Annotated in this window: 16 protein-coding genes; 10 read left to right on the top strand and 6 right to left on the bottom strand. The window is 70.2% G+C overall.

Going from position 1 to position 20,684, the window contains the following annotated elements; translation table 11 throughout:
• The first annotated feature begins 154 nt into the window (after positions 1-154).
• The 5 genes from AC0Z36_RS17985 to AC0Z36_RS18005 are packed head-to-tail and all read left to right on the top strand — an operon-like array spanning position 155 to position 5,132.
• Positions 155-967 (top strand): ABC transporter ATP-binding protein, encoded by an 813-nt coding sequence (locus AC0Z36_RS17985; RefSeq protein WP_485463935.1) that lies wholly within the window; start codon positions 155-157, stop codon positions 965-967.
• Positions 964-1,761 (top strand): ABC transporter ATP-binding protein, encoded by a 798-nt coding sequence (locus AC0Z36_RS17990; protein ID WP_485463936.1) that lies wholly within the window; start codon positions 964-966, stop codon positions 1,759-1,761. The genes AC0Z36_RS17985 and AC0Z36_RS17990 overlap by 4 nt, the downstream gene beginning before the upstream one ends.
• Positions 1,758-2,648 (top strand): branched-chain amino acid ABC transporter permease, encoded by an 891-nt coding sequence (locus AC0Z36_RS17995; protein ID WP_485463937.1) that lies wholly within the window; start codon positions 1,758-1,760, stop codon positions 2,646-2,648. The genes AC0Z36_RS17990 and AC0Z36_RS17995 overlap by 4 nt, the downstream gene beginning before the upstream one ends.
• Positions 2,641-3,858: a branched-chain amino acid ABC transporter permease gene (locus AC0Z36_RS18000; RefSeq protein WP_485463938.1), complete on the top strand. Its 1,218-nt coding sequence runs from the start codon at positions 2,641-2,643 to the stop codon at positions 3,856-3,858. The genes AC0Z36_RS17995 and AC0Z36_RS18000 overlap by 8 nt, the downstream gene beginning before the upstream one ends.
• On the top strand, positions 3,855-5,132 hold the full coding sequence (locus AC0Z36_RS18005) for an ABC transporter substrate-binding protein (protein WP_485463939.1): 1,278 nt from the start codon (positions 3,855-3,857) through the stop codon (positions 5,130-5,132). The genes AC0Z36_RS18000 and AC0Z36_RS18005 overlap by 4 nt, the downstream gene beginning before the upstream one ends.
• Before the next feature lie 43 nt (positions 5,133-5,175).
• On the opposite strand, the gene AC0Z36_RS18010 is transcribed toward AC0Z36_RS18005, so the two are convergent.
• The 3 genes from AC0Z36_RS18010 to AC0Z36_RS18020 form a co-directional block, all read right to left on the bottom strand.
• A complete protein-coding gene (locus AC0Z36_RS18010) occupies positions 5,176-5,892 on the bottom strand; it encodes a hypothetical protein (RefSeq protein WP_485463940.1) in 717 nt (238 codons plus the stop codon).
• Positions 5,893-6,297: 405 nt separating this feature from the next.
• Complete coding sequence (locus AC0Z36_RS18015; RefSeq protein WP_485463941.1) at positions 6,298-7,599, bottom strand: ABC transporter substrate-binding protein; 1,302 nt, start codon at positions 7,597-7,599, stop codon at positions 6,298-6,300.
• Entirely contained in the window at positions 7,596-8,906 is a 1,311-nt protein-coding gene (locus AC0Z36_RS18020; RefSeq protein WP_485463942.1) for a hypothetical protein, read from the bottom strand. Before AC0Z36_RS18020 ends, AC0Z36_RS18015 begins: the two co-directional genes overlap by 4 nt.
• 283 nt (positions 8,907-9,189) lie before the next feature.
• On the opposite strand from AC0Z36_RS18020, the gene AC0Z36_RS18025 reads away from it, so the two are divergent.
• The 5 genes from AC0Z36_RS18025 (at position 9,190) to AC0Z36_RS18045 (ending at position 16,747) form a co-directional block, all read left to right on the top strand.
• Positions 9,190-10,965, top strand: a complete 1,776-nt coding sequence (locus AC0Z36_RS18025; RefSeq protein WP_485463943.1) for a hypothetical protein — start codon at positions 9,190-9,192, stop codon at positions 10,963-10,965.
• A 135-nt stretch (positions 10,966-11,100) separates the two neighbouring features.
• Positions 11,101-11,994: a sirohydrochlorin chelatase gene (locus AC0Z36_RS18030; protein WP_485463944.1), complete on the top strand. Its 894-nt coding sequence runs from the start codon at positions 11,101-11,103 to the stop codon at positions 11,992-11,994.
• A 699-nt stretch (positions 11,995-12,693) separates the two neighbouring features.
• Entirely contained in the window at positions 12,694-14,487 is a 1,794-nt protein-coding gene (locus AC0Z36_RS18035; protein ID WP_485463945.1) for a bifunctional metallophosphatase/5'-nucleotidase, read from the top strand.
• Positions 14,488-14,735: 248 nt separating this feature from the next.
• Complete coding sequence (locus AC0Z36_RS18040; RefSeq protein ID WP_485463946.1) at positions 14,736-15,881, top strand: TetR/AcrR family transcriptional regulator; 1,146 nt, start codon at positions 14,736-14,738, stop codon at positions 15,879-15,881.
• A 242-nt stretch (positions 15,882-16,123) separates the two neighbouring features.
• Positions 16,124-16,747 carry a Uma2 family endonuclease gene (locus AC0Z36_RS18045; protein WP_485463947.1) on the top strand — a complete coding sequence of 208 codons (624 nt, stop codon included), beginning with the start codon at positions 16,124-16,126 and terminating at the stop codon, positions 16,745-16,747.
• A 78-nt stretch (positions 16,748-16,825) separates the two neighbouring features.
• Here AC0Z36_RS18045 and AC0Z36_RS18050 read toward each other — a convergent pair whose 3' ends face one another.
• From AC0Z36_RS18050 to AC0Z36_RS18060, 3 genes are all read right to left on the bottom strand, one after another.
• A complete protein-coding gene (locus tag AC0Z36_RS18050; RefSeq protein WP_485463948.1) occupies positions 16,826-18,544 on the bottom strand; it encodes an SDR family oxidoreductase in 1,719 nt (572 codons plus the stop codon).
• A gap of 78 nt (positions 18,545-18,622) precedes the next feature.
• Complete coding sequence (locus AC0Z36_RS18055) at positions 18,623-19,462, bottom strand: M24 family metallopeptidase (RefSeq protein WP_485463949.1); 840 nt, start codon at positions 19,460-19,462, stop codon at positions 18,623-18,625.
• Between the two features lie 34 nt (positions 19,463-19,496).
• Complete coding sequence (locus AC0Z36_RS18060; RefSeq protein WP_485463950.1) at positions 19,497-20,621, bottom strand: PDR/VanB family oxidoreductase; 1,125 nt, start codon at positions 20,619-20,621, stop codon at positions 19,497-19,499.
• Positions 20,622-20,684 lie beyond the last annotated feature (63 nt).

Genomic DNA, 20,684 nt, shown 5'->3' on the forward strand with positions numbered 1-20,684 from the left:
TCCCATGATCATCAACTCGCCCGGTGGAATGTATCGATTAAAGCGGATCTCTTGACTGCTTGATCCATGCGTGCTGTGGTGTGCGTCTCATTCTGAGACTGGCGGGTAACCTCCAGGCGCTCTGTACGCGACACCGGTTCCCCGTGGGGGTTCGATGGATCAGGCGCGCGACCCGGCGGGATCCCTGCGTGTGCGGGACCTGGCGGTCACCTACGGGCGTGCGGTGCGGGCACTGCGCGGCATCACCCTCGAAGTCCCGGCCGGCGGGGTGGTCGCGGTGCTCGGCGCGAACGGCGCCGGCAAGAGCACTCTCCTGCGGGCGGTCTCCGGAACGCTTTTCCTGCACCGCGGCACGATCGATGCAGGAACGATTCAGTTCGCCGGCCGACCGCTCAGCGGGCGCGATCCCGCGCTGGTCGTCCGGGCCGGGATCGTCCAGGTTCCCGAAGGGCGACGGATCTTCGGTGCGCTGACTGTGGAGGAGAATCTGCGCGCCGGGACCCTGGGCGTCCCCCGGAGCAGCGTCGACAAGGGCACCTGGGAGCGGGTGTACGAACTCTTCCCGGTACTCGCCGAGCGCCGGCACCAGCGTGGCGGCCTGCTCTCCGGCGGCGAGCAGCAGATGCTCGCCATCGGCCGTGGACTGATGGCCGGGCCGCGACTGCTGCTTCTTGACGAACCGTCACTCGGGCTCGCCCCGCAGATGGTCGGCCGGATCGCCGGGATCATCCGGGAGATCGCCGACCAGGGCACCGCCGTGCTGCTCGTCGAGCAGAACGCCGCGATGGCCCTGGAACTGGCCCAGCGCGCGTATGTGCTCGAAGTCGGCGAGGTCCGGCTGTCCGGGGCCGCCGAAGAGCTGGCGCGTACCGACGAGATCCGCCGGCTCTACCTGGGTGAAGGCGTGGAAGACGAGCCCGCCGCGGTGGCCGCCCAGCGCCCCGTGCTGCGGAGGTGGGCCGGATGACCGTGACGGAAACAGCCCTGGAAATACCGGAGTTGACGGTCACCGACCTCACCGTGCGGTTCGCCGGTGTCACCGCGCTCGACGCGGTCGGCTTCACCGTCACACCGGGCAGCATCCACGCGGTGATCGGCCCCAACGGCGCGGGGAAGTCGACCTGCTTCAACGTGCTTTCGGGCGTCTACCGGGCCGACAGTGGCAGTGTCCGGCTCGGTGGCCGGGAACTCACGGGTCTGCGGCCACACCGCATCGCCAGGCTCGGCCTGGCCCGCACGTTCCAGAACATCGTGCTCACCCAGGGCACGGTGGCCGACAACCTGATGCTCGGTCGGCACGTGTTGACCAGGGCCGGATTCGGCTCGACGGCGCTGCGGTTGCCGTCGGCCGTACGGGAACAGCGCAAGCACCGCGAACGAGCCCGGGAGATCGCCGAATTCCTGGATCTGGGACCGGTGTTCGACACACCGGTGACGCTGCTCCCGTACGGCGTCCGCAAGCGGGTCGAAATGGCCCGCGCGCTGTGCATGGAGCCCAAGGTCCTGCTGCTCGACGAGCCCGTGGCCGGGATGAACGCCGGGGAACGGTCCCGGATGGCGGACGCGGTGTCGGCCGTACGCGATGCCCTCGGCATCTCGATCGTGCTGGTGGAACACGACATGGGCCTGGTCATGCGCATCGCGGACCAGGTGACGGTGCTCGACTTCGGCCGCCGGATCGCCTCGGGCGCTCCGGCCGGCATCCAGAGCGATCCGGCGGTGGTCCGGGCCTACCTGGGCACTGGGGAGGAGGACGCATGACCAAGCTCGCTGAGATCATCCTCAACGGCCTGGCCCTGGGATCGGTGTACGCGCTGATCGCCATCGGCTTCGTGGTGATCTTCAAAGCCTCCGGGGTGATGAACTTCGCGCACGGCTCACTGCTGCTGCTCGGCGGCTACCTGATCGCCGTGCTGCACGACGACCTCGGCTTCGCCGTATCGATGGTCGTCGCGGTGGTGGCGACGGCGGTGGCCGCGGGGGTCATCGAGCTGCTGTTCATCCGGGGACTGGGCAGTACGCAGGTCCACACGCTGACGATCCTCACGATCGGCGTGGACATCCTGCTGACCACCGATCTGACCCGGCGGATCGGCGCGGACGTGCTGAACCTCGGCGACCCGTGGCGCGACCACACCGTCAACTGGGGCGACGTCAACGTCGCGGACGCCCGGCTCGCGTCGATCGTCGTGTCCGTCGTGTTGCTCGGCGCGTTCTTCGCCGCCTTCCGGTGGTCCTCCTGGGGCCTGTCCATGCGGGCCGCGGCCGAGGACCGCGAGGCCGCCGCGCTGATGGGGGTGCGCCTCAAACGGGTCCAGCTGATCGCGTGGTGCGTGGCCGGGGCGCTCGCGGCGGTCGCCGCCGTGTTCCTGGCGTCGTTCCCCGCCCAGGGGATGGACCGCACCACCGGGCAGATCGCGATGAAGGCCTTCCCCGCCGCGATCCTCGGCGGGATGGACTCCGCGCTCGGCGCGCTGCTCGGGTCGATGCTCGTGGGCCTGACCGAGGCGCTGGCGGCCGGCTACCAGGACGAACTCAGCCCGCTGGGCCGGGGGCTGGGCGACGTCGCGCCGTTCATCGTGATGATCCTGGTGCTCCTGTGGCGGCCCACCGGCCTGCTCGGGTCGAAGGAGCTGACCCGTGTCTGAGACCGTCCTGGCGAAGACGCCGCGGAAGCCCGCCGAGCCGAAGCGGTTCCAGGTTCCGGTGCGGCCCGGCACGGCGGCCCTGGTCGTCGGGCTTGTGCTGCTCATCGTCCTGCCGTTCTACGTCTCGGCGTTCTGGCTGCAGACCGGCCTGTTCGCGATGACCGCGGCGATCGGCGCGATCGGCCTCAACCTGCTGTCCGGGACGACCGGCCAGCTGTCGATGGGCCACGCGTTCTTCCTCGCCGTCGGGGCGTACGGCTACGGCTACTTCGGCGCGGACAGCACCACCAAGGTGGACGGCCTGGGCCTGCCGCCGCTGATCGCGCTGGTCCTGGCCGTTGTGCTCACCGGTGTCGTCGGCGGGCTCTTCTCGCCGATCTCCGGGCGGCTGCGCGGCATTTACCTCGGCATCGCGACGCTCGCGCTGGTGTTCATCGGGCACCACATCATGCTGAACGCCAAGAGTGTCACCGGCGGCTTCAACGGCCGTACGGTCGAACCGCTTTCGCTGTTCGGCTTCACCTTCACCGACCGCGACCCGACCGGCCTGGAGGTCCTCGGAATCCCCTTCGGGCGGCTCGAACGCCTCTGGTACCTCGTACTCGTCCTCCTGGTCATCGCGGCCGTCCTCGCCTGGAACATCCTGGGCGGACGACCCGGGCGGGCGCTGGCCGCCGTCCGCGACAGCGAAGTGGCCGCCGCGGTGATGGGCGTCCCGGTGGCCCGCTACCGCTCGGCGGCGTTCATCGTCTCGTCGATGTACGCCGGGCTCGCCGGAGCGCTGATCGCGATGGTCTTCCGGCGGGTCGTGCCCGACTACTTCGGTCTGGCGCTGTCCATCGACTACCTCGCGATGATCGTCATCGGCGGGATCGGCTCGGTCAGCGGCGCGATCCTCGGCGCCGCGTTCGTGAGCCTGCTGCCCGCGGTGCTGTCCAAGTACGCCGAGTCGCTGCCGCTGGTGGCGACCCCCGGCAGCACGGACAGCGGAGTGGGCCCCGGGGAGGCGTCCCGCTACCTGTACGGCGCCGCCATCATCCTCGTCCTGATGTTCGCTCCACGCGGCCTGGTCGGACTGTTCAGCGGCCGGCCGCGCTCCCGTACGTCCCGCACGGCCGGTACTTCAGGCACGGCCGGTGCTTCAGGCACGTCAGGCACGTCAGGCACGTCAGGCACGTCAGGCACGGAGTCCAAGGAGAAGTCGTCATGAACAAGACCGGTGTACGTACGGCGGCGGTGTTCGCCGCACTGACCCTCGCCCTGGCCGCGGGCTGCAGCACGAAGGGTGACGACGACAAGGCGGACAACCCAGGGGCCTCCGGGCAGCCGGGGAAGGTCAAGACCGGGCCCGGTGTCACCGACACCACCATCACCCTCGGCGCGCTGTCCGACCTGTCGGGCCCGTACGCCCCGCTCGGGCAGAGCATCGTCAACGCCCAGCAGCTGTGGGCCGACCAGGTCAACCAGGGTGGCGGCATCTGCGGTCGCAAGATCCAGATAACCGTCAAGGACCACGGGTACGACGTGCAGAAGGCCAGCGCGGCCTACACCGAGATCCAGCCCAACGTCCTGGGCTTCCCGCAGATCATCGGTTCGACCATCACCACCGCGCTCCTGGAGAACTTCAAGCAGGACAAGACGCTGGCCTTCCCGTTCGCGTGGGCGGCCAACCTGCTCGGCAAGCCCGAGGTCCAGGTCGTCGGGACGACGTACGACATCGACATGATCATCGCGATGGAGTACCTCAACCGGACCGTGCCGCTGAAGGCCGGCGACAAGGTCGGACACATCTACTTCGAAGGTGAGTTCGGCGAGAACGCGCTCGCCGGGTCGAAGTACGCGGCCAAGCAGACCGGCCTGGAGATCGTCGAACAGAAGATCAAGCCCACCGACACCCAGATGTCCGCCCAGGTCGCCTCGCTGAAGCAGGCCGGGGTGAAGGCGATCCTGGTCAGCGGCGGCCCCACGCAGACCGCTTCGACCGTCGGCGTGGACGCGGCCATCGGCCTCAACGTGCCGGTCCTGTCCAGTTCGGTCGGCTTCCACCCGCAGATCCTCCAGTCGCTCGCCGGTGCGGCGGCCGAGAAGCTGCTCTACATGGTCAGCGCGATCCCCGCCGTCGGGACGCCGGACATCCCCGGCGTCAAACAGATGGTCGACGCGTACAAGGCGAAGTATCCGCAGGCACTGGTGGACCAGGGCGTGCTGTCCGGCTACACCGCCGCGAAGATCTTCGGTGAATCGCTGAAGGCGGCCTGCGCCGCCGGGGACCTGACCCGCGCCGGCCTGCTCGAAGCGCACCGCAAGATCAAGGGCGTGGACCTGGGCCTGGGCATGTCGATCGACTTCACCGACGTGGCGAAGCCGTCGACCTACCAGTCCTACATCCTGCGGGTGGACAAGACCGCGCCCGGCGGCCTGAAGGTCGTCGAGCCGGCCCACGAGGTTCCGGCGGTGCGGACGTACACGCCGTCGAAGGGCTGAACGGTCCTGCGGGTGTGCCGCCCCCTGGGGTTCCCCCGGGGCGTCACGCCCGCAGGTGCACCAGCGCCAGCGGGGCGTGGACCCCGCCGTGGTCCCGCAGTTCATGGGCCCGGAGGCGGGCCAGGAGCGCCTGCCCGCCGGACTCGGCGAGGACATCGAGGGCAAGCGCCGGTCCCAGCTCCCCGCCGGGGAGGAGCGGGCGTACGGCGTTCCCGCCGAGCAGGGCCACGTTCCTGACGTCGGCGGCGGGCATGCTGCCCGTGTGCGCCCGGCCGGTGACCGAGGGCCTGGCCGCGACCCGGTGCAGCGTGGTGCCCCCGGGTGCGCTGAGCGCGTGGTCGGTGTCGCCGGCCCGGATCAGCACCGAAGTGCCGCCCACCAGAAGGTGTTCAAGCTGACCCGCGTTCACCCGGAGCACCACGAGCGAAGCGGCCGGCGTGCCCGGGAGGGAGAGGTCGCACCGCCCGCCGTGCAGCGCGGCGGTCTCGGCTACGGCGTCGGCCAGGCAGTCGGTGAGCGACCGTTCGGGCCGCTCGGTCGCCCGTGTCAGCAGGTGCACGCCGAGGCGGCGCAGGAACCAGTCGGAGCCGTGGCCGCAGCCCTCGGCGGCGTCCGTCGTGGTGTCGGTGGCGACGACAACGGCGGCTTCGGGGGTGGCGAGGGCGAAGACGGGGTCGGGCGGGGGGACTTCGGCCCCGCTCCCGGCGGATTGATTCTGCGGCGGGTTGGACCCTGCATCGGTGACCACTTCGGCAAGCACGGTGATCAGTCTTAGCGACAGTGGGCGCCCGGGGAGGGCGTCCGGCGGGGATTGGCTCGAACGAGTGGTGGAGGTTTGTGAGTGGCATCACGCGACAAACCATCGTAAATCTGTACGAAGCTGCGATACCTCCCAACCAACTGATCTCATCTCAAGTGGTTCTTAGCGCTCGAAGGTTGCCCAAGAGATAGTAAAGGATGAGCTTTTTTCGATCACTGAATGCGTAATACACCCGTGGGGTGGCGAGAATGCAGGTGTCCCTTCAGGAGCGTGACGGGACCTGGATGAGCGGGCCCGGCCGGGGCGGGCCCGCTCATCTGTTTTTTTTGGGCGGTCTCGGAGCGTGTCTTCCTCCGCTTCGCTCCGGAAGTCACGCGACGAGCCGAGGCCTGTGTGGTGGAGCGCTCACGGGTACGACCCCACCCGCACCCGGTCCAGCTCCGTCAGGATCTGGTCCAGGTCCTTCGGGTCGGCGATGAAGTGCAGCACCGCCTGCTGGAACGCGGTGCGCAGCTGCGACGGCATCCGGTCGGAGGCGTCGAAGCGGACCGTCGGAGCCTGGGCGAGGGACTGGCCCAGGCGGCGGCTCACCGGGTCCGGATAGGCGTCCGGCGCCACCTTCTGATTGGCGCTCAGCGTCCCGCCCGCCGCGACCCACAGAGTCTGCGCCCGCGCTGAGGCCAGGTAGGCGATCAGCTTGCGGGCCTCTGGGGTGTCGCGGAACATCGCCACCGCGTCGCCGCCGACCTCCTGGGGCTGCACCGCGCCGGGTGCGCCGGCGAAGCGCGGGAACGGCATCGAGTCGTAGTCGGTGCCCGCCTGCGCGGGTGCGCCGGAAGCGGTCTTCACCGCCGCGTACCAACCGGAGGCGAACGAGGCCTGGTGCTCCATCGCGCAGCCCCGCGACCCGCCGGCCAGCTGGGCGGCCGTGCCGTTGTACGGCGCGAGGAGTGCGCCCAGCGCGTCGCCGCGCACGGACCCCGGCGGGGACACCAGGTCACCCCAGGTCTGCCAGGCCTGCTTGATCTCCGGTGCGGTCCACGGCAGTTGGCCCGCCACCCAGCGGTCGTAGACGTCCACCCCCGACCGGGCCAGGACGATGTCCTCGACCCAGTCGGTGCCCGGCCACCCCGACGTCGAACTCGACGCCAGGCCGAGGCACCAGGGGATGTTGCCGGAGGCTTTGATCCTGTTGGTCGCCGCGACCAGTTCGGGCCAGGTCGCCGGCCGTACGGGAACGACCTTCGGGTCGTACCAGATCACGCTTTTCAACGCGGCCTTGACGACCACCGCCCGGCGGCTGCCCTCGACTTCGCCCAGCATCCGCCAGTCCGCGCTGTACTCGGTGTCGGAGGCGGCCAGTTCCGGGATGTTCCCCAGCGGCAGCGCGGCACCCGTGCGGGCGTAGCGCAGCAGGTCGCCGGGGGAGGACAGTGCAGCCAGTTCGGGCGGGTCGCCCTCCTCCACCCGGTGGTCGAGCACGACGCTCAGGTCGGGGGAGCCCTCGTACGAGACCTTGATCCCGGTCTCCTTCTCGAACGGCGCGACGACCTGCTTGAACTTCGCCGCCTCGGCTCCGGTCCACAGGCCCAGCATGTGCACGGTGCGCGGCTGCGGATCCGTACTGTCGCACCCGGTCGGAAGCAGCGTGACGAGCGCGGTGAGGCAGGCCGCCGCGATGACGGTCGTGTACTTGCGCTTGGTCATGACGCCACCCGGTATTCGTCGATGCGTCGCCACAGGCCGCCGACCGCGAAGGCCGCGATGCCGACGCACATCAGGGGCGCGCCGAGGCCGAGGCCGAGATCTGATCCGGCGTCCCGGAGGGCTTCATCCGTACGGGTCCGCGCCGTGCCGAGCGCGACGGCGAGCGACCTGTCGGCTTCGGCGGCGGCGCCGGAGACCTGTTCCGGGTTCCGGCCGAGGATCGTCGTGGCGGCTGTTGTGCGGTCGGTGCTGGCGAACGCCGCCTGACTGGCCGCCGCGAGCAGGTCCACGTGCCGCAGTGCCGCGGCCGCGGGCTTGTCCACCGCCCGGCCTGCGACGCTCTGCGCGAGCAGTCCGGTGAAGGACGGCGTCCCGCCCTGTTCCACCGCAGTGATCGCCGGGGGTTCCGGCAGCGGGTCGGCCAGCAGCCTGAGTGCCGTCTCAGCGTCGGCCCGGTGGCCGTCGCTGAGTCCTGAGGTGGCCACCGTCAGGGCGTCCTCCCCGACGATCCGGTGCACGGCCGCGCGGGCCTGCCACAGGGTCGAGACCCGCGCCGACTCGGTTCCGGCGCCCCGGTCGACCCGGGCCGCGGTGGACAGGAGCTGGGCCGTCGTCCAGCCGGTGAGCACGAGGAGGCCGGCGATCGCCGCGAGCAGCGGCGGGTTGAGCCGCCGGCGGAAGCGGCGGCGGACGTACACGTGCGCCGTCACGCACAGCCCGACACCCACCAGCGTCACCACCGCGAACGGCACCAACACCAGTTCTGAGACCCACAGTTCATCGCGGCTGTCGGCCACCGCCCGGCTGTCGAGCGCGCGCAGGTCGGCGAGCCGGGCGAGGACCCCGGTGTCCGGTTCGTACAGCAGGTCGGAGGCGTACACGATGCTCGCCGTGGTCATGGGCCCGCCGTCCCCGGCCTGCGCCTGGCCGATCAGCCCGGTGTACTCCACGATCAAGGCGTCCACCGCCTGGAGCTGCCCGGCCGCGTCCCCGCCGCGCGCGTGGTGGCCGACGGCCTGTTCGAGCGCCTGGCCCGCGGTCTTCACCGCGTCCTGGTAGTCCTGGCCCGGACCGGTCAGGGCGAACGCCCCGGTCAACAGGCTTACCGCCGCTGCCCGGTCGGCCTCGGCCAGTGCCGTGGCGACGGAGTCGACGTCCTGCACGGCGAGTGTCTGACGGTTCCTCAGGTCATCCGCGACGCCGGTCGATCCGGACGTGACCACCGAGCAGCACGCCCACACCAGGGCCAGCGCGGGCAGGATCAGCGCGGCGAGGAGCTTCAACCGCCCCGGCGTGGTCCCGGGCATCCGGAGGCGGTGTGGCCGGCGTTTCTTCGGGCGTACGGGGGGACTCGGTGCCGCGGTTCGCTTCGGGTGCCGTGCGGACTTCTTCGGCCGAATCGGAGCAGCCGTGCCGACGCTCATGGCGGATACGCCTCCCTGCGGGCTCGTGAGAAGACCGTCAGCGTACGTACGGTGATCCCTTGCTTACTACAGGGAAGTCCACCTCTGACACTTGTCGGCCGGGGCGGGAGTGTCGGTGCCGCCTTCTAGATTCGGTCCTGACGCACCGTCCACGGGGAGGACCACCATGGAGGCCACGGCCACCGCAGTCATCACCCTGCTGTCCAGGATCGACGACGCGGACGGCGCGCTCCACGCCAGGCTGCGCGGTGAACTCCCCGCCCACCTGATCCGCACCAGCGTGCTGCCGGCCGGCACGGTCCGCGCGCTGCTCCGGCTCGGCGACGGGACGATACTCCGCGCGATCGGCGCCAACTACCGCCTCGACACCCGCGAAGTCCGCGGGATCTTCGACGCGGCAGGCCCGGCCGTCGCGGTGTTGCGGCTGATGCGGCACCTCGCCGTCAAGAACTCCAGGGCGTACGTCGAAGGCAGCCGTGACCTGGCCGCCGCCGTCGAACAGCACCTGGGCGCGTCCCCGGCCGCCTGGCGACGACTGGTGGCACTGCTGCCGGCCTACGAGGGCACTCCGGCTGACCTCGCCGCGGCCGCCGCGGGCGACGACACAGGACCGGTCCGGAGCGTTCCGGCGGCCTCACGCGCGAACACTCCGGAACTCAGGCAGTTGCTGATGCTCCTGCCCCCGGAACAGCTCGCAGCCCTGGCCCCCCACCTCAAGCGGGCCACCCTGCGGGACCTCGCGCACTTCGGCGCCGACCTGCCCCGTGAAGTCGTCCGCCGGGTCGTCGCCGACGCCACCCGCAAACAGAAGATCACCCTGGCCCGCGCCCGCTGGGCCCGCGTCGGACTCGCCGAAGCGCTGCGGGCCGTCGGCGACACCGGGGTGAACGCCGCGATCTATCTGAACTCCCGGACGTCACCGGTCATCCGGGCCCGCATCATGCTCGCCGCGGACACCGTGCCGCTGGACCCCGCACTTGTCGACCACCTGTGCGCCCACGTGCCCCGGTCACTCCAGCAGCCCGCTGTGTGGTCGGGGGACCCGCTGCTCGTCCGCGTCGCACTGCTGCGCCGCGACGCAACCACACACTCCGTCGCCGACTGCGCGGCGGCCTGGCGGGACGGCGGCCTCGAAGCGCTGCGCGAGCTCTTCCCCGCCGAGGGCTCCGGGCACCCGTTCCGGGCGCCGCGCTACCGCGGACTGCTGTACGGCGCTGTGCTGCGCCTGTGGGAGCGGCAAGGATCGACGGCCGCGCTCGACCTGATCGGCGACCTGGAGACGATGGACGGCCGCCAGGCCGCCCAACTGCGCGCCTGGATCGCTGAGGGGGAGACCGGGCTTGCGGCACTGCGCGCTGACGCGGCCCCCGCCGTGTCGACCCGACGCCTCGTCAAGCGGCTGCGCCGGGCGTGGCCGACGCTGCTCTGGCCGATGCTGGAGACGCCGTACGCGGACTGGGACCTGCTCCGGCGCCTCGACCGGCGCAAGGCGCTGTCCACGGAGGCCCGCTGGATGCTCGCCCGCTGGCCCGAGTGCACCGACGAGTTCACCGGGGTGCGCGCGGGGCCGCGCTTCCAGTGGCCGGTGTGCGGCAGCGAGTGGGGCTGGCACGGCGGGAGCCGGCAGTACAACGCCGCTGTACCCACCGTCTTCGGGACGAAGATAGGGCCCCGGCAGGTCTTCGAGACCGCGCGCCCGGCCCGGGCCGTACTCGAAGCGGCGGGCTGCATCAGGGATTTCCCGGTGACCGCCGACTACGCCCGGGAAGTGCTCGACTGCCTCGACGCGGCGGTGTGGGCCGGTCTGGGCGGCTCGTCCGAAGCAGCCGCGGTGGCGGTCCGACTGCTCCCTGACTTCGCCGGGAGCGTGGCGGAGCTGTTCACCACCGCGGGTGCGGTCGCAGGCGTGGTGGTGGATGAACCGGTTCCGCAGTTGGCGTGAGCACCGCTCCAGGCAACGACTGCGTCACATGTACGGATATATGCGGGTGACTTGTAGTCAAAAACGCCGTATGTCTGTTTCTGATTCCGGCATACGAGGTGATCTCCCACGGGAGAGTGAATAGCATCCGCAGTCATGAGTTCATCTCCCGACGCCGACCGCGCCACCGCTCCCGCACCCGTCACGGCGTCAGCCACCGCCGGCGGGCTGCCCACCCGCTCACCCGGCGTCGGCGGCCTGCCGACCCGTAGGCCCAAGGTCCAGGAACCGGTGGCCGGACGGCACCGCCGTCCGTCCGCGCCTGAACTCCCCGAGGGCGCGGTGCCCCTGCTGCTCGCCGTGCCGGGGGTGGACCAGGAAGGCCTGGGCGCGCTCATCGCCGAGATCAGTCTGCTCACCCGCGCGGCCCTGCCGGGGCTCGACGTGCGCCCGGTGCTCATGGGTGAGGGGGGCGCTGCGCTGACCGCCACCCCCGTTGAGGGCGGCGGGCCCGCCGCTGTGGTCGTGCCGCTGCTGCTCGGCCCCGACGCCGGGCTGCTGAGCGTCGTCGCGGCGGCTGTCGCCGCATCAGACGTCCCGCTGACGGTGACCGATCCGCTCGGCCCGCACCCGGCGCTGGCCGAGGCGCTGCACGAGCGGCTCTCCGAGGCCCAGTTGGTCCGCGCCGACCGGGCCAGGCTGTTCACCATCGTCACCGCCGCTGAGGGTGTCGTGATCGCCGTCGCCGGAGGTCCCGAGGCCGTGAGCGCGGCGGAGATGACCGGCGTGCTCCTGGCCGCCCGGCTCGCCCTGCCGGTGGTGGCCGCGGGCATCGACGACCCGCAGGCACTGTCCGCAGCCGCCGCGACACTGCGCGGGATGGGCGCCCACCGCATCGCCGTCGCCCCGTACGTGCTCGGCTTTGAGGGCGACGAGGCGCTGATCGCCGACGCGGCCGAGCGGATCGGCGGCACCGCGTGCGCTCCGCTGGGCGCGCACCCGGCGCTGGGCCGGCTGATCGCGGACCGCTACCTGACGGCGACCGCCTGACCGGTGGTGCCGCTGAACTGAACACCGGGCTGAACTGAACACCGGGCTGAACTGAACACCGGGCTGAATTGAACACCGGGCTGAACTGAACACCGGGCTGAATTGAACACCGGGCTGAACTGAACACCGGGCTGAACTGAACACCGCGCAGAACCGAAAGCCGCGCTGAATGAACACAGCTGCTGCACGGGCGCTGAAGCTGAGCGGGCATCCCGGGATGCCCGCTCAGCGTTGTCTGTCACGCGACACGATGGACGCGGCCGGCCTGAAGCACACCGGCAGCGCCAGGACGCCCGACGGGACCGGGCCCGCCGTTCCGGGTGGTAAACCTCAACGCGGTGCTCGCCGGTCCGGCGCTCGACGCGAGGACGCGGGGACGCGGGGACGCGTGAGCGCTACGAGCCGGCGGCCGCCTTCATCCGCGAAGCGGTGCGCAGCGAAGGCGCCACGGGACTGGTCGAGGGGCGTTGACGCTGCTCAGGCAGTGCGCGTTACCGGCGATAATTACGTACGGATTCACCCGGTTTTGCGGTTTCGCAGGCTTTCCGGACGATAAGTCACCACGCTCGACCGTGTTGTTGGCCACGGTTCACCGGTAGGTGGCCAACCCGTATTCCTCCGGGTCATGACGTGTTTTAAGGTCAGCCTGACGCATCCGTCCCCATCCACCTTCGGATGCGCCCATTCCGAAGGGGCTTCATGACCACGCGTACGTCCGGCCGGACAACCCGGCGACTCGCCACCACCAGCCTGCTCACCGCAGCCGTCATGGGCGTCGCCGCCCTCCCGGCCTCCGCCTCCGCCTGGAACGACCACGGTCACGGCCGTACGGCCGAGCTGGAAATGCTGGCGATAAACGACCTGCACGGGAACCTCGACGAGCCGCAGGGATCCTCCGGCACTGTCGCTGAGCGGGGCCCGGACGGCAAACTCGTCCAGACCCCCGCCGGCGGCGTCGAGCACCTGGCCACCGCGCTGCGCGACGCCCGCAAGAAGAACCGCAACAGCGTCACCGTCGCAGCCGGCGACCTCATCGGCGGCTCCCCGCTGCTGTCCGGCCTGTTCCACGACGAGCCGACCATCGAGGCGCTGAACAAGCTCGGCCTGGACGTCACCAGCGTCGGCAACCACGAGTTCGACGAGGGCCGCACCGAACTCCTGCGCATGCAGTACGGCGGCAACCACCCCAAGGACGGCGGCTACGTCAAGGGCCGCCGCTTCGACGGCGCGGACTTCGAATACCTCGCGGCGAACGTGCTCGACGAGCGGACCAAGCGCCCCATCCTCGCCCCGGTCAGCATCCAGCAGGTGGGCCCCGCGCGGGTCGGATTCATCGGCATGACGCTGGAGGGCACCCCCGACATCGTCACCGCCGCGGGCGTCAAGGGTCTGCAGTTCAAGGACGAGGTCGAGACGGCGAACAAGTACGTCCCGCTGCTCAAGGCCATGGGCGTGCAGTCCATCGTCGTCCTCCTGCACGAAGGCGGCCTGCCGCCGTCCGGGTCCGCGTACGACTTCGACTGCAACGCGGGCGGCGCGCTGGGCCTGTCCGGACCGGTCGTCGACATCGCCAAGAAGCTCGACCCGGCGATCGACGCGGTGGTCACCGGCCACACCCACCAGTCGTACGTGTGCAGCATCCCCGACCCCGCCGGGCAGCCCCGTCTGGTCACTTCCGGCGCGTCGTTCGGCCGTGAGTTCACCAAGATCGACATGACGTACGACAAGCGCACCCGCGACATCGTCCGCACGTCGGTCAAGGCCGCGAACAACATCGTCCGCCGGGACATCCCCAAGGCCCCCGACATCACCGAGCTCATCGAGCGCTGGCGCAAGATCGCCGCCCCCGTGGCGAACCGCCAGGTCGGCTGGATCTCCGCGGACATCCTCGGCCGCGGCGCCACCACACCCGAAGAGCCCCTCGGCGACGTGGTCACCGACGCCCAGCTCGAAGGCACCGCCGCAGCCGACAAGGGCGGCGCGCAGATCGCCTTCATGAACCCCGGTGGCATCCGCTCCGACCTCCAGTACAAGGCGGCCGGGACCGAAGGCGACGGCGTGGTCACCTACGCCGAGGCGTTCACCGTCCAGCCGTTCACGAACATGATGGTGACGGTCGACCTCAAGGGCCAGGCCGTACTCGACCTGCTCGCCCAGCAGTTCACCGGTGGCAACGCCGCGTCGCCGCGCATCCTCCAGGTGTCACAGGGCTTCACCTACAGCGTCGACAAGACCAGGACCGGCGCTGACAAGGTCGTCGCGGGCAGCGTCAAGCTGAACGGCGTCGCCATCGACCCGGCGAAGACCTACCGCGTCTCCGCGAACGAGTTCCTGAGCGGCGGCGGCGACGGCTTCGCCGCTTTCAAGACCGGCGCGAACAAGCTCGTCGGCGCGAGCGACCTCGACATGTTCCTGGCCTACCTGGCCGCGCACTCGAAGGCCGACGCACCGCTCGCGCCGCCGAAAGCGGACCGGATCACCTTCGTCGGCTGACAGTTGCCGGGTCCTGCGGTGGGCCCCGCTGCGGCGAAGTCTGCCGACAGTTGCCCGGCCGCACCGGCGGCCGCGCTGCGGCGCGGTCTGCTGACGATCCATCAGAATCAAAACCGGAGCCCCGGGCGACGAGCCGCCCGGGGCTCCGGTGCGCGACAATGCACTGGTAGCGGCGTCGCGCAGACAGGAAATCCATGGCGGGCACTGAACCTGCGGTAACAGGGGCCGGGCGGGGCACCGGAGCACTAGTGCGCAAACGGCCGGGCAACCGCAAGGAACTGATCGTCCAGGCCGCCGCCAAGCTCTTCCACGAACGCGGTTACCACGGCACGTCGATGAACGACATCGCCGCTGCGGTGGACGTCACGTCGGCCGCGCTCTACCGGCACGTACGCACCAAACAGGAACTCCTCGCCCTCACCATCTTCGAAGGCATGGATGTCACCGAAGCCGCGGTGAACGAGGTCGAACTGAGCTTCGCCGCCCAGGTCCGCGCGCTCACCGCGATGGCGCACCGCCGCCGCGACGTCCCCGCGCTGTGGGAGCGCGAAGTCCGGCACCTGCCCGCTGACCAGCAGCGGCAGATGTTCGAGCGCCTCGCCGCGTTCGCCGTGCGCACCGCCGGACTCCTCGACCCGCTGCGCCCCGACCTGCCGGAGTCGGACCGGATCTTCCTGTCCTGGTGTGTGATGTCAGCGCTGGCCAGCCCGTCGTACCACGCGGCGGTGCTCCCCTTGCAGCGCTTCGAGCAGCTGTTGTACGACCTGGTGATGCGGCTGGTGCAGGCGCCTGTGCGCCCAGCTCTACCCAGCGTTCCGATGACGGTCCCGACAACCCCCACAGTCCGCCGCGAGCTCCTCCTGGCCGCCGCCGCCCGGCTGTTCCGCGAACAGGGTTTCGAAGGTGTCGGCATCGAGGACATCGGTGCGGCGGCCGGCATCACCGGGCCGAGTGTCTACTACCACTTCGCGAGTAAGCACGACCTGCTCGTCGCGGTGGTCACCCGGGGCGCGGAATGGCTCCAACTGGGCGCGGCCCGCGCGCTGACCGAGGGTGCGACGCCGGAGCAGTCGCTCGGGCTACTGCTGCGCTCGTACATCGAACTCACCCTGGAACACGGGGACATCGTCGGCACACTGGTGAGCGAGGTGTTCCCTCTCCCCACGGGAGGGTCCGCCGACCTGCGCCGGATCAGGCGCGACCACGTGGCCGCCTGGGTGCGGCAACTGCGTTCCGTACGCCCGGAGTTGTCCGAAGGGGAGGCGCAGCTGACGGTGACGGCCGTGCTGATGGTGGTCAACGACTGCGCGCGGCTGCAACTGCTGAGCCCGCGGGCGCGGGTGGCTGAGGACCTGGCGGCCATCGGCGGGGCGATGCTGTGGATCGCCGTCTGACGTCATACGGGTTCGGCGACCGTGACGAAACCTGGATCTGGAGTGTGCTTGAACCGCACACCCGTATCGTCGGCCGCAGCGGCCCGGCGGCAGAATAACGAAGGCGGGGACTTCGAACATTGGGGGCGACAGCACATTCATCCCCTCCCGCACATTGCGCGGGAAGGTGCGTCGGCAGGCTGATGGCCCGCCTGGTCGCATACGATCGGAGTGCAGTCCTTCATATGCCTTGGAGTTTTGACATGGCCGCTCACCAGGACGAAAACGCTCCGATCCGTGACCCCCGTATGCCTCGGGACCGCTCCGAAGCGCTGACCGCGGGTCTGCGTGCTGTGCGCGCTGCGACCGATCCGGAGTTCGAAGGCATCCATTGGGAGGCCACCCCGCACGGGCTGGTCATGATGACCAGCGCCGACTACGGGCATTTCAAGATCGTCCGTGGTCTTCGTCAGCAGCTCGACCTGGCAGTGCCGCAGTGGGAAGTTGGCGAGGGGGTCGAATTCCAGGTCGGTTTCGGTTACGGCCGCATCCCCGATCTGTTCGTGCTCGACGCCGACCGGCGCGCTCCGTTCCGGGGTGGTCGGATGACCGGGACGTCCGGTGTCCAGCTGTTCGCGGAAGTGACGTCTTCCAACCGCAGTACCGATACAACGGAGAAGGCCACCGAATACGCGGTGGCCGAAGTTCCTGTGTACCTCCTGATCGACCGTCGCGATCAGGCCGTCGTTGTATACGCGGATCCGCGTGGGGGCGCGTACCGGGAGGTGAGCGACCCTGTTCCGATCGGACAGCCAGTGCACCTGCCCGAGCCCGTGGGCGCGTTTTTGGAAACGGCGTACATGCTCGACTATCTGAAAGAGGAATAGGCCGGACACGCTGAGCTTGGGGCTTGCCGGGCGCCTGACCCCGCCGGACCAGGCCCCGCAAACCCCAAACTCGTGCTGCTAAGCCGCGTCCACCCGCGCGGCCAGCCGCAGCAGCCCGGGCGACAGTCGGGACAGCACCCGCGCCACCTTCGCCTCCGGTGTCACCGGGACCACCGGTTTTCCGGTCCGCACAGCTTTGACGATCGCCCGGGCGACCTTCGCCGGCGGGAAGGCCCTACGCGTATACATCTTGGTGACCTTCCGCCGCTTGGCCTCCTGCTGCTCGGCGTCAAGCCCGGAGAACGTCGTCGTCCGGGAGATCCCGGTGTTGACGATGCCGGGGCAGATCGCGCTCACCTTCACCCCGGCGGGAGCCAATTCCGCACGCAGGCAGTCCGAGAGCATGAACACCCCGGCCTTGCTGGTGCTGTAGGCCGCCATCAGCTTCGAGGGCAGGTACGCGGCGGCGGACGAGAGGTTGACGATGTGCCCGCCCTCGCCGCGTTCCTTCATCAGCGTGCCGAAGGCCCGGCAGCCGTGGATCACACCCCACAGGTTGACGTCGAGGACCCGCTGCCATTCAGCTTCCGTGGTGTCGAGCACTCCGCCCGAATGGCCGACCCCGGCGTTGTTCACGAGGATGTCCGGGACCCCGTGCTCCTCCGCGATCTGAGTGGCGAAGGCGTCCACCGCCTTGCCGTCGCGCACGTCGAGTTCGTACGCGAACGCCTGCGGGCCGATGAGGGACGCGAGTTCGGCCGTACGCTTCGCGCCTTCGAGGTTGATGTCGCACACGACGACGGTCGCGCCCTCCTCGGCGAAGGCCAGTGCGGTCTCCCGGCCGATGCCGCCACCGGCGCCGGTGATGACGGCGAGGCGCCCGGTGAATGGGTCCGAACTACGCGCCACGACTGGGGCCTTCCCGTCGACCTGAGTGATGAACTCCCGTACGATCCTCGCTGTTTCGTCGCCCCGCTCCAGGAGTGCCGACCAGTGCGTCGCATAGAGTCGACGCCGGGTCAGGTTCGGTGCCCACCGCTCCAGGTCTTCGGACATCGCCGGGCCGACGTAGTGGTCATGCATCAGATCGACGACTTGTACGGGGACCTGAGTCGTCCGTTCCCGTGGCTTCCGCAGCCGGGGAATCATGTTCGCGCGGTAGAGCCGGATGCCCCGTACGGCGTCCTGTTCCAAGGTCCGCGCAGGGTGACCCGCGCGCGGAGAGACACCTTCAAGGCGGGAAAGCACCTTCGGCCACTGCCGCGCCAGCCCCGCCCGCCACACCAGCGGTGCGAGCACCGGCAGATGGAACACCACGATGTACCAGGAGTGCAGCTGCTGGACGAGGAGCTGCTTCACATGCCGCGGCGTCGGCCGGGACAGCCGCCGCCGGATCCAGTGCCCGACGTGGTCCAGGCAAGGACCCGACACCGTGGTGTACGAGGAGATGCGCCGCTCCGCGCCCGGCGCGGTCACGGCCTCCCACGCCTGCACCGAACCCCAATCGTGCGCGACGACGTGCACGGGGCCGCCGACGGCGTCCACCACCGCGAACAGGTCGGCCGCCAACAGCTCGAGACGGTAGGCGGCCTTCCCGCGCGGCGAACCGGAAGCCCCGGCTCCGCGCACGTCGTAGCGCACGACGTGGTGGTCCACCGCGAGCGCGGCGGCCACGTCGTCCCACACGGAGTGGGTGTCGGGGTAGCCGTGCACGAGCAGGACTGCCGGGTGCGCCGGATCGCCCTGCTCGTACACGGCGATCGGCACATCGCCGCTGAGGACGGTCGAATGTTTCACGCGTCCCTGCCTTCCCACGTGGGTCCCGACGGTGGCATCAGCTGGCCCTGCCTTCTTGAGTGCGCCCAGGCAGCGGCATCACGCGGCCACCGCCGCGCGCGCCGCGCCCCGCCGCACGTGCGGCAGGTCCTCGTCCAGCCAGTACACATCGTCGTCGGTCACCACCAGCAACTCCTCGAACTTCAGGCCCACCTCGCGGAAGGCGATGTGCGGTTCGACGGCCCACAGTCCCGGCGTGGGAGCGTGGCGGGACATCCGGCCGTCGGCCCACAGCGGCGAGCGCTTCTTGAGGCTCTCGCCGAGGAACTCGCGGCCCAGCGTGCGCAACGCCCGTACGCCGAACCCGAGAACGTTCACGCCGACCGGGTTGCGCACTTTCATCCGGGTCACCTGGTGGCCGATCACCCGTCCCGGGTAACGCTGGTGGCGGTTGTCGTAGCCGTGCAGCCGGATCCGCGCGTCGACCGCCGCGTAGATGTCGTCGAGCGGCTTGCGCGTCCTGACTTCGGCGAGGATCAGGTCGCGGTACGTGAGGAGATCCGCGTCGAGCCTTTGCCAGACGGCGTTTTCGCCCAGCGTGCCGCTGAAACCGATGTCCGCCGTGTAGCCGTCCACGACCGGCGCGCAGTCCAGGACGTACGGCATGCCCTCGGTCAGCACCCGGTCGGTGGGGAAGAACTGGAAGGGGCTCCAGAAGTTCCGGAACGCCGACCGGTCGCCGAACCACGCGAACGGAATGTGGAAGTAGTCCCGTACGCCCGCGTCCGTCAGTTCAGCGTCGAGCCGGGCGGCGGCCTGCTTCTCCGTGACGCCGGGCTCCAGCCAGTCGGCGACCTTCGACGCGCAGTGGTAGGCGAGCTGCTGGGTCTCCCGGAACCGGGCCAAGTCAGCCTCGGTGAATGGGAATTCGTGCGGCATGTGCGTTCCCTTCCCTTCCAGTGCGGTCTGGCGTTCAGAGGTCGAGCACGATCCGTTCGCCCTCAGGGGCGCGCGACATGCACGGCAGCATGAGCCCGGCGGCCCGCTCGGTCGGGTTGAGGCGCTTGTCCCGGTGGTCGATCTCCCCGCCGAGGGTCCGCACCTGGCAGGTGCCGCAGAACCCCTGCTTGCAGGAGTAGGGAGCGGTCGGCCGGGCGTCGCCCAGAACGTCGAGGGCCGTACGGTCGGCCGGCACGTGCAGGATCTGCCCGCCCCTGCCCAACTGGAGCTCGAACGGCTTGCCGTCGGTGATCGGCGGGGTGCCGAAGCGTTCGGTGTGCAGGGCGCGGGCGGCGCTCTGCGGAAAGGCGTCGCGTACGGATTCCAGCATCGGACCCGGGCCGCAGCAGTAGACGGCACTGCCCTCCGGTGCGCGGCGCAGCAGGTCGCGGGCGCCCGGCACGCCGAACTCGTCGTCGGGCCGGACCTCCACCCGGTCCCGGGACAACGCGCGGAGTTCGTCGATGAACGGCATCGACACCCGGTTGCGGCCGGTGTAGACGAGCCGCCAGTCCAGGCCGCGCCGGGCCGCCTCACGGGCCATCGGAAGGATCGGCGTGATGCCGATGCCGCCGGCGATCAGCAGCACCGAGCGGTCCGCGGCGAACGGGAAGGCGTTGCGCGGCCCGGACACCCGCAGGCGGTCGCCCGTACGCAGGCCGTGGACTTCGAGGGAACCGCCGCCACCGCCAGGGAGCCGCCGGACTGCGATGCGGTACGACGTACGGTCGGACGGTGCACCGCACAGGGAGTAGTGCCGACGTAGCCCCGACGGCAACAGCAGGTGCAGATGGCAGCCCGGCTGCCAGACCGGCAGCGGCGAACCGTCAGTGGCGGCGAGCCGGATCGCGATGACATCGTCGGCGACGATCTGCCGTTCGGCGACGAGGAGTTCGCGGGTGGCCGGGCCTTTGGGCGGCGCGCCCCGGTCCGTGCGTCCCGGCCGGAGGGTGCGGATGTATCCCTCAAGTGCCGCGCCGAACAGGCGGATCCGCCAGTCCTTGCGCGGTCGGCCGTACAGGTCTTCGGGGACGTCGTACGGGTCCGGCTCAGGCGGGCTGTACCCGACCTGCGGGGGACTGGTGGGAACCGCGCTCAAGGGACTGTTCCTTCCGGAAGGGAGGATTTGCCGCGTCGGTCGTGGACAAAATGCCCTTCAGTG

This window comes from Kitasatospora sp. UYEF31 (assembly GCF_057291755.1).

Coding starts and splice junctions, on each gene's coding strand:
- AC0Z36_RS17985 (WP_485463935.1), top strand. CDS start 155: ATGGATCAGGCGCGCGACCCGGCGGGATCCCTGCGTGTGCGGGACCTG.
- AC0Z36_RS17990 (WP_485463936.1), top strand. CDS start 964: ATGACCGTGACGGAAACAGCCCTGGAAATACCGGAGTTGACGGTCACC.
- AC0Z36_RS17995 (WP_485463937.1), top strand. CDS start 1,758: ATGACCAAGCTCGCTGAGATCATCCTCAACGGCCTGGCCCTGGGATCG.
- AC0Z36_RS18005 (WP_485463939.1), top strand. CDS start 3,855: ATGAACAAGACCGGTGTACGTACGGCGGCGGTGTTCGCCGCACTGACC.
- AC0Z36_RS18015 (WP_485463941.1), bottom strand. CDS start 7,599: ATGACCAAGCGCAAGTACACGACCGTCATCGCGGCGGCCTGCCTCACC.
- AC0Z36_RS18020 (WP_485463942.1), bottom strand. CDS start 8,906: ATGCCCGGGACCACGCCGGGGCGGTTGAAGCTCCTCGCCGCGCTGATC.
- AC0Z36_RS18025 (WP_485463943.1), top strand. CDS start 9,190: ATGGAGGCCACGGCCACCGCAGTCATCACCCTGCTGTCCAGGATCGAC.
- AC0Z36_RS18030 (WP_485463944.1), top strand. CDS start 11,101: ATGAGTTCATCTCCCGACGCCGACCGCGCCACCGCTCCCGCACCCGTC.
- AC0Z36_RS18035 (WP_485463945.1), top strand. CDS start 12,694: ATGACCACGCGTACGTCCGGCCGGACAACCCGGCGACTCGCCACCACC.
- AC0Z36_RS18045 (WP_485463947.1), top strand. CDS start 16,124: ATGGCCGCTCACCAGGACGAAAACGCTCCGATCCGTGACCCCCGTATG.
- AC0Z36_RS18055 (WP_485463949.1), bottom strand. CDS start 19,462: ATGCCGCACGAATTCCCATTCACCGAGGCTGACTTGGCCCGGTTCCGG.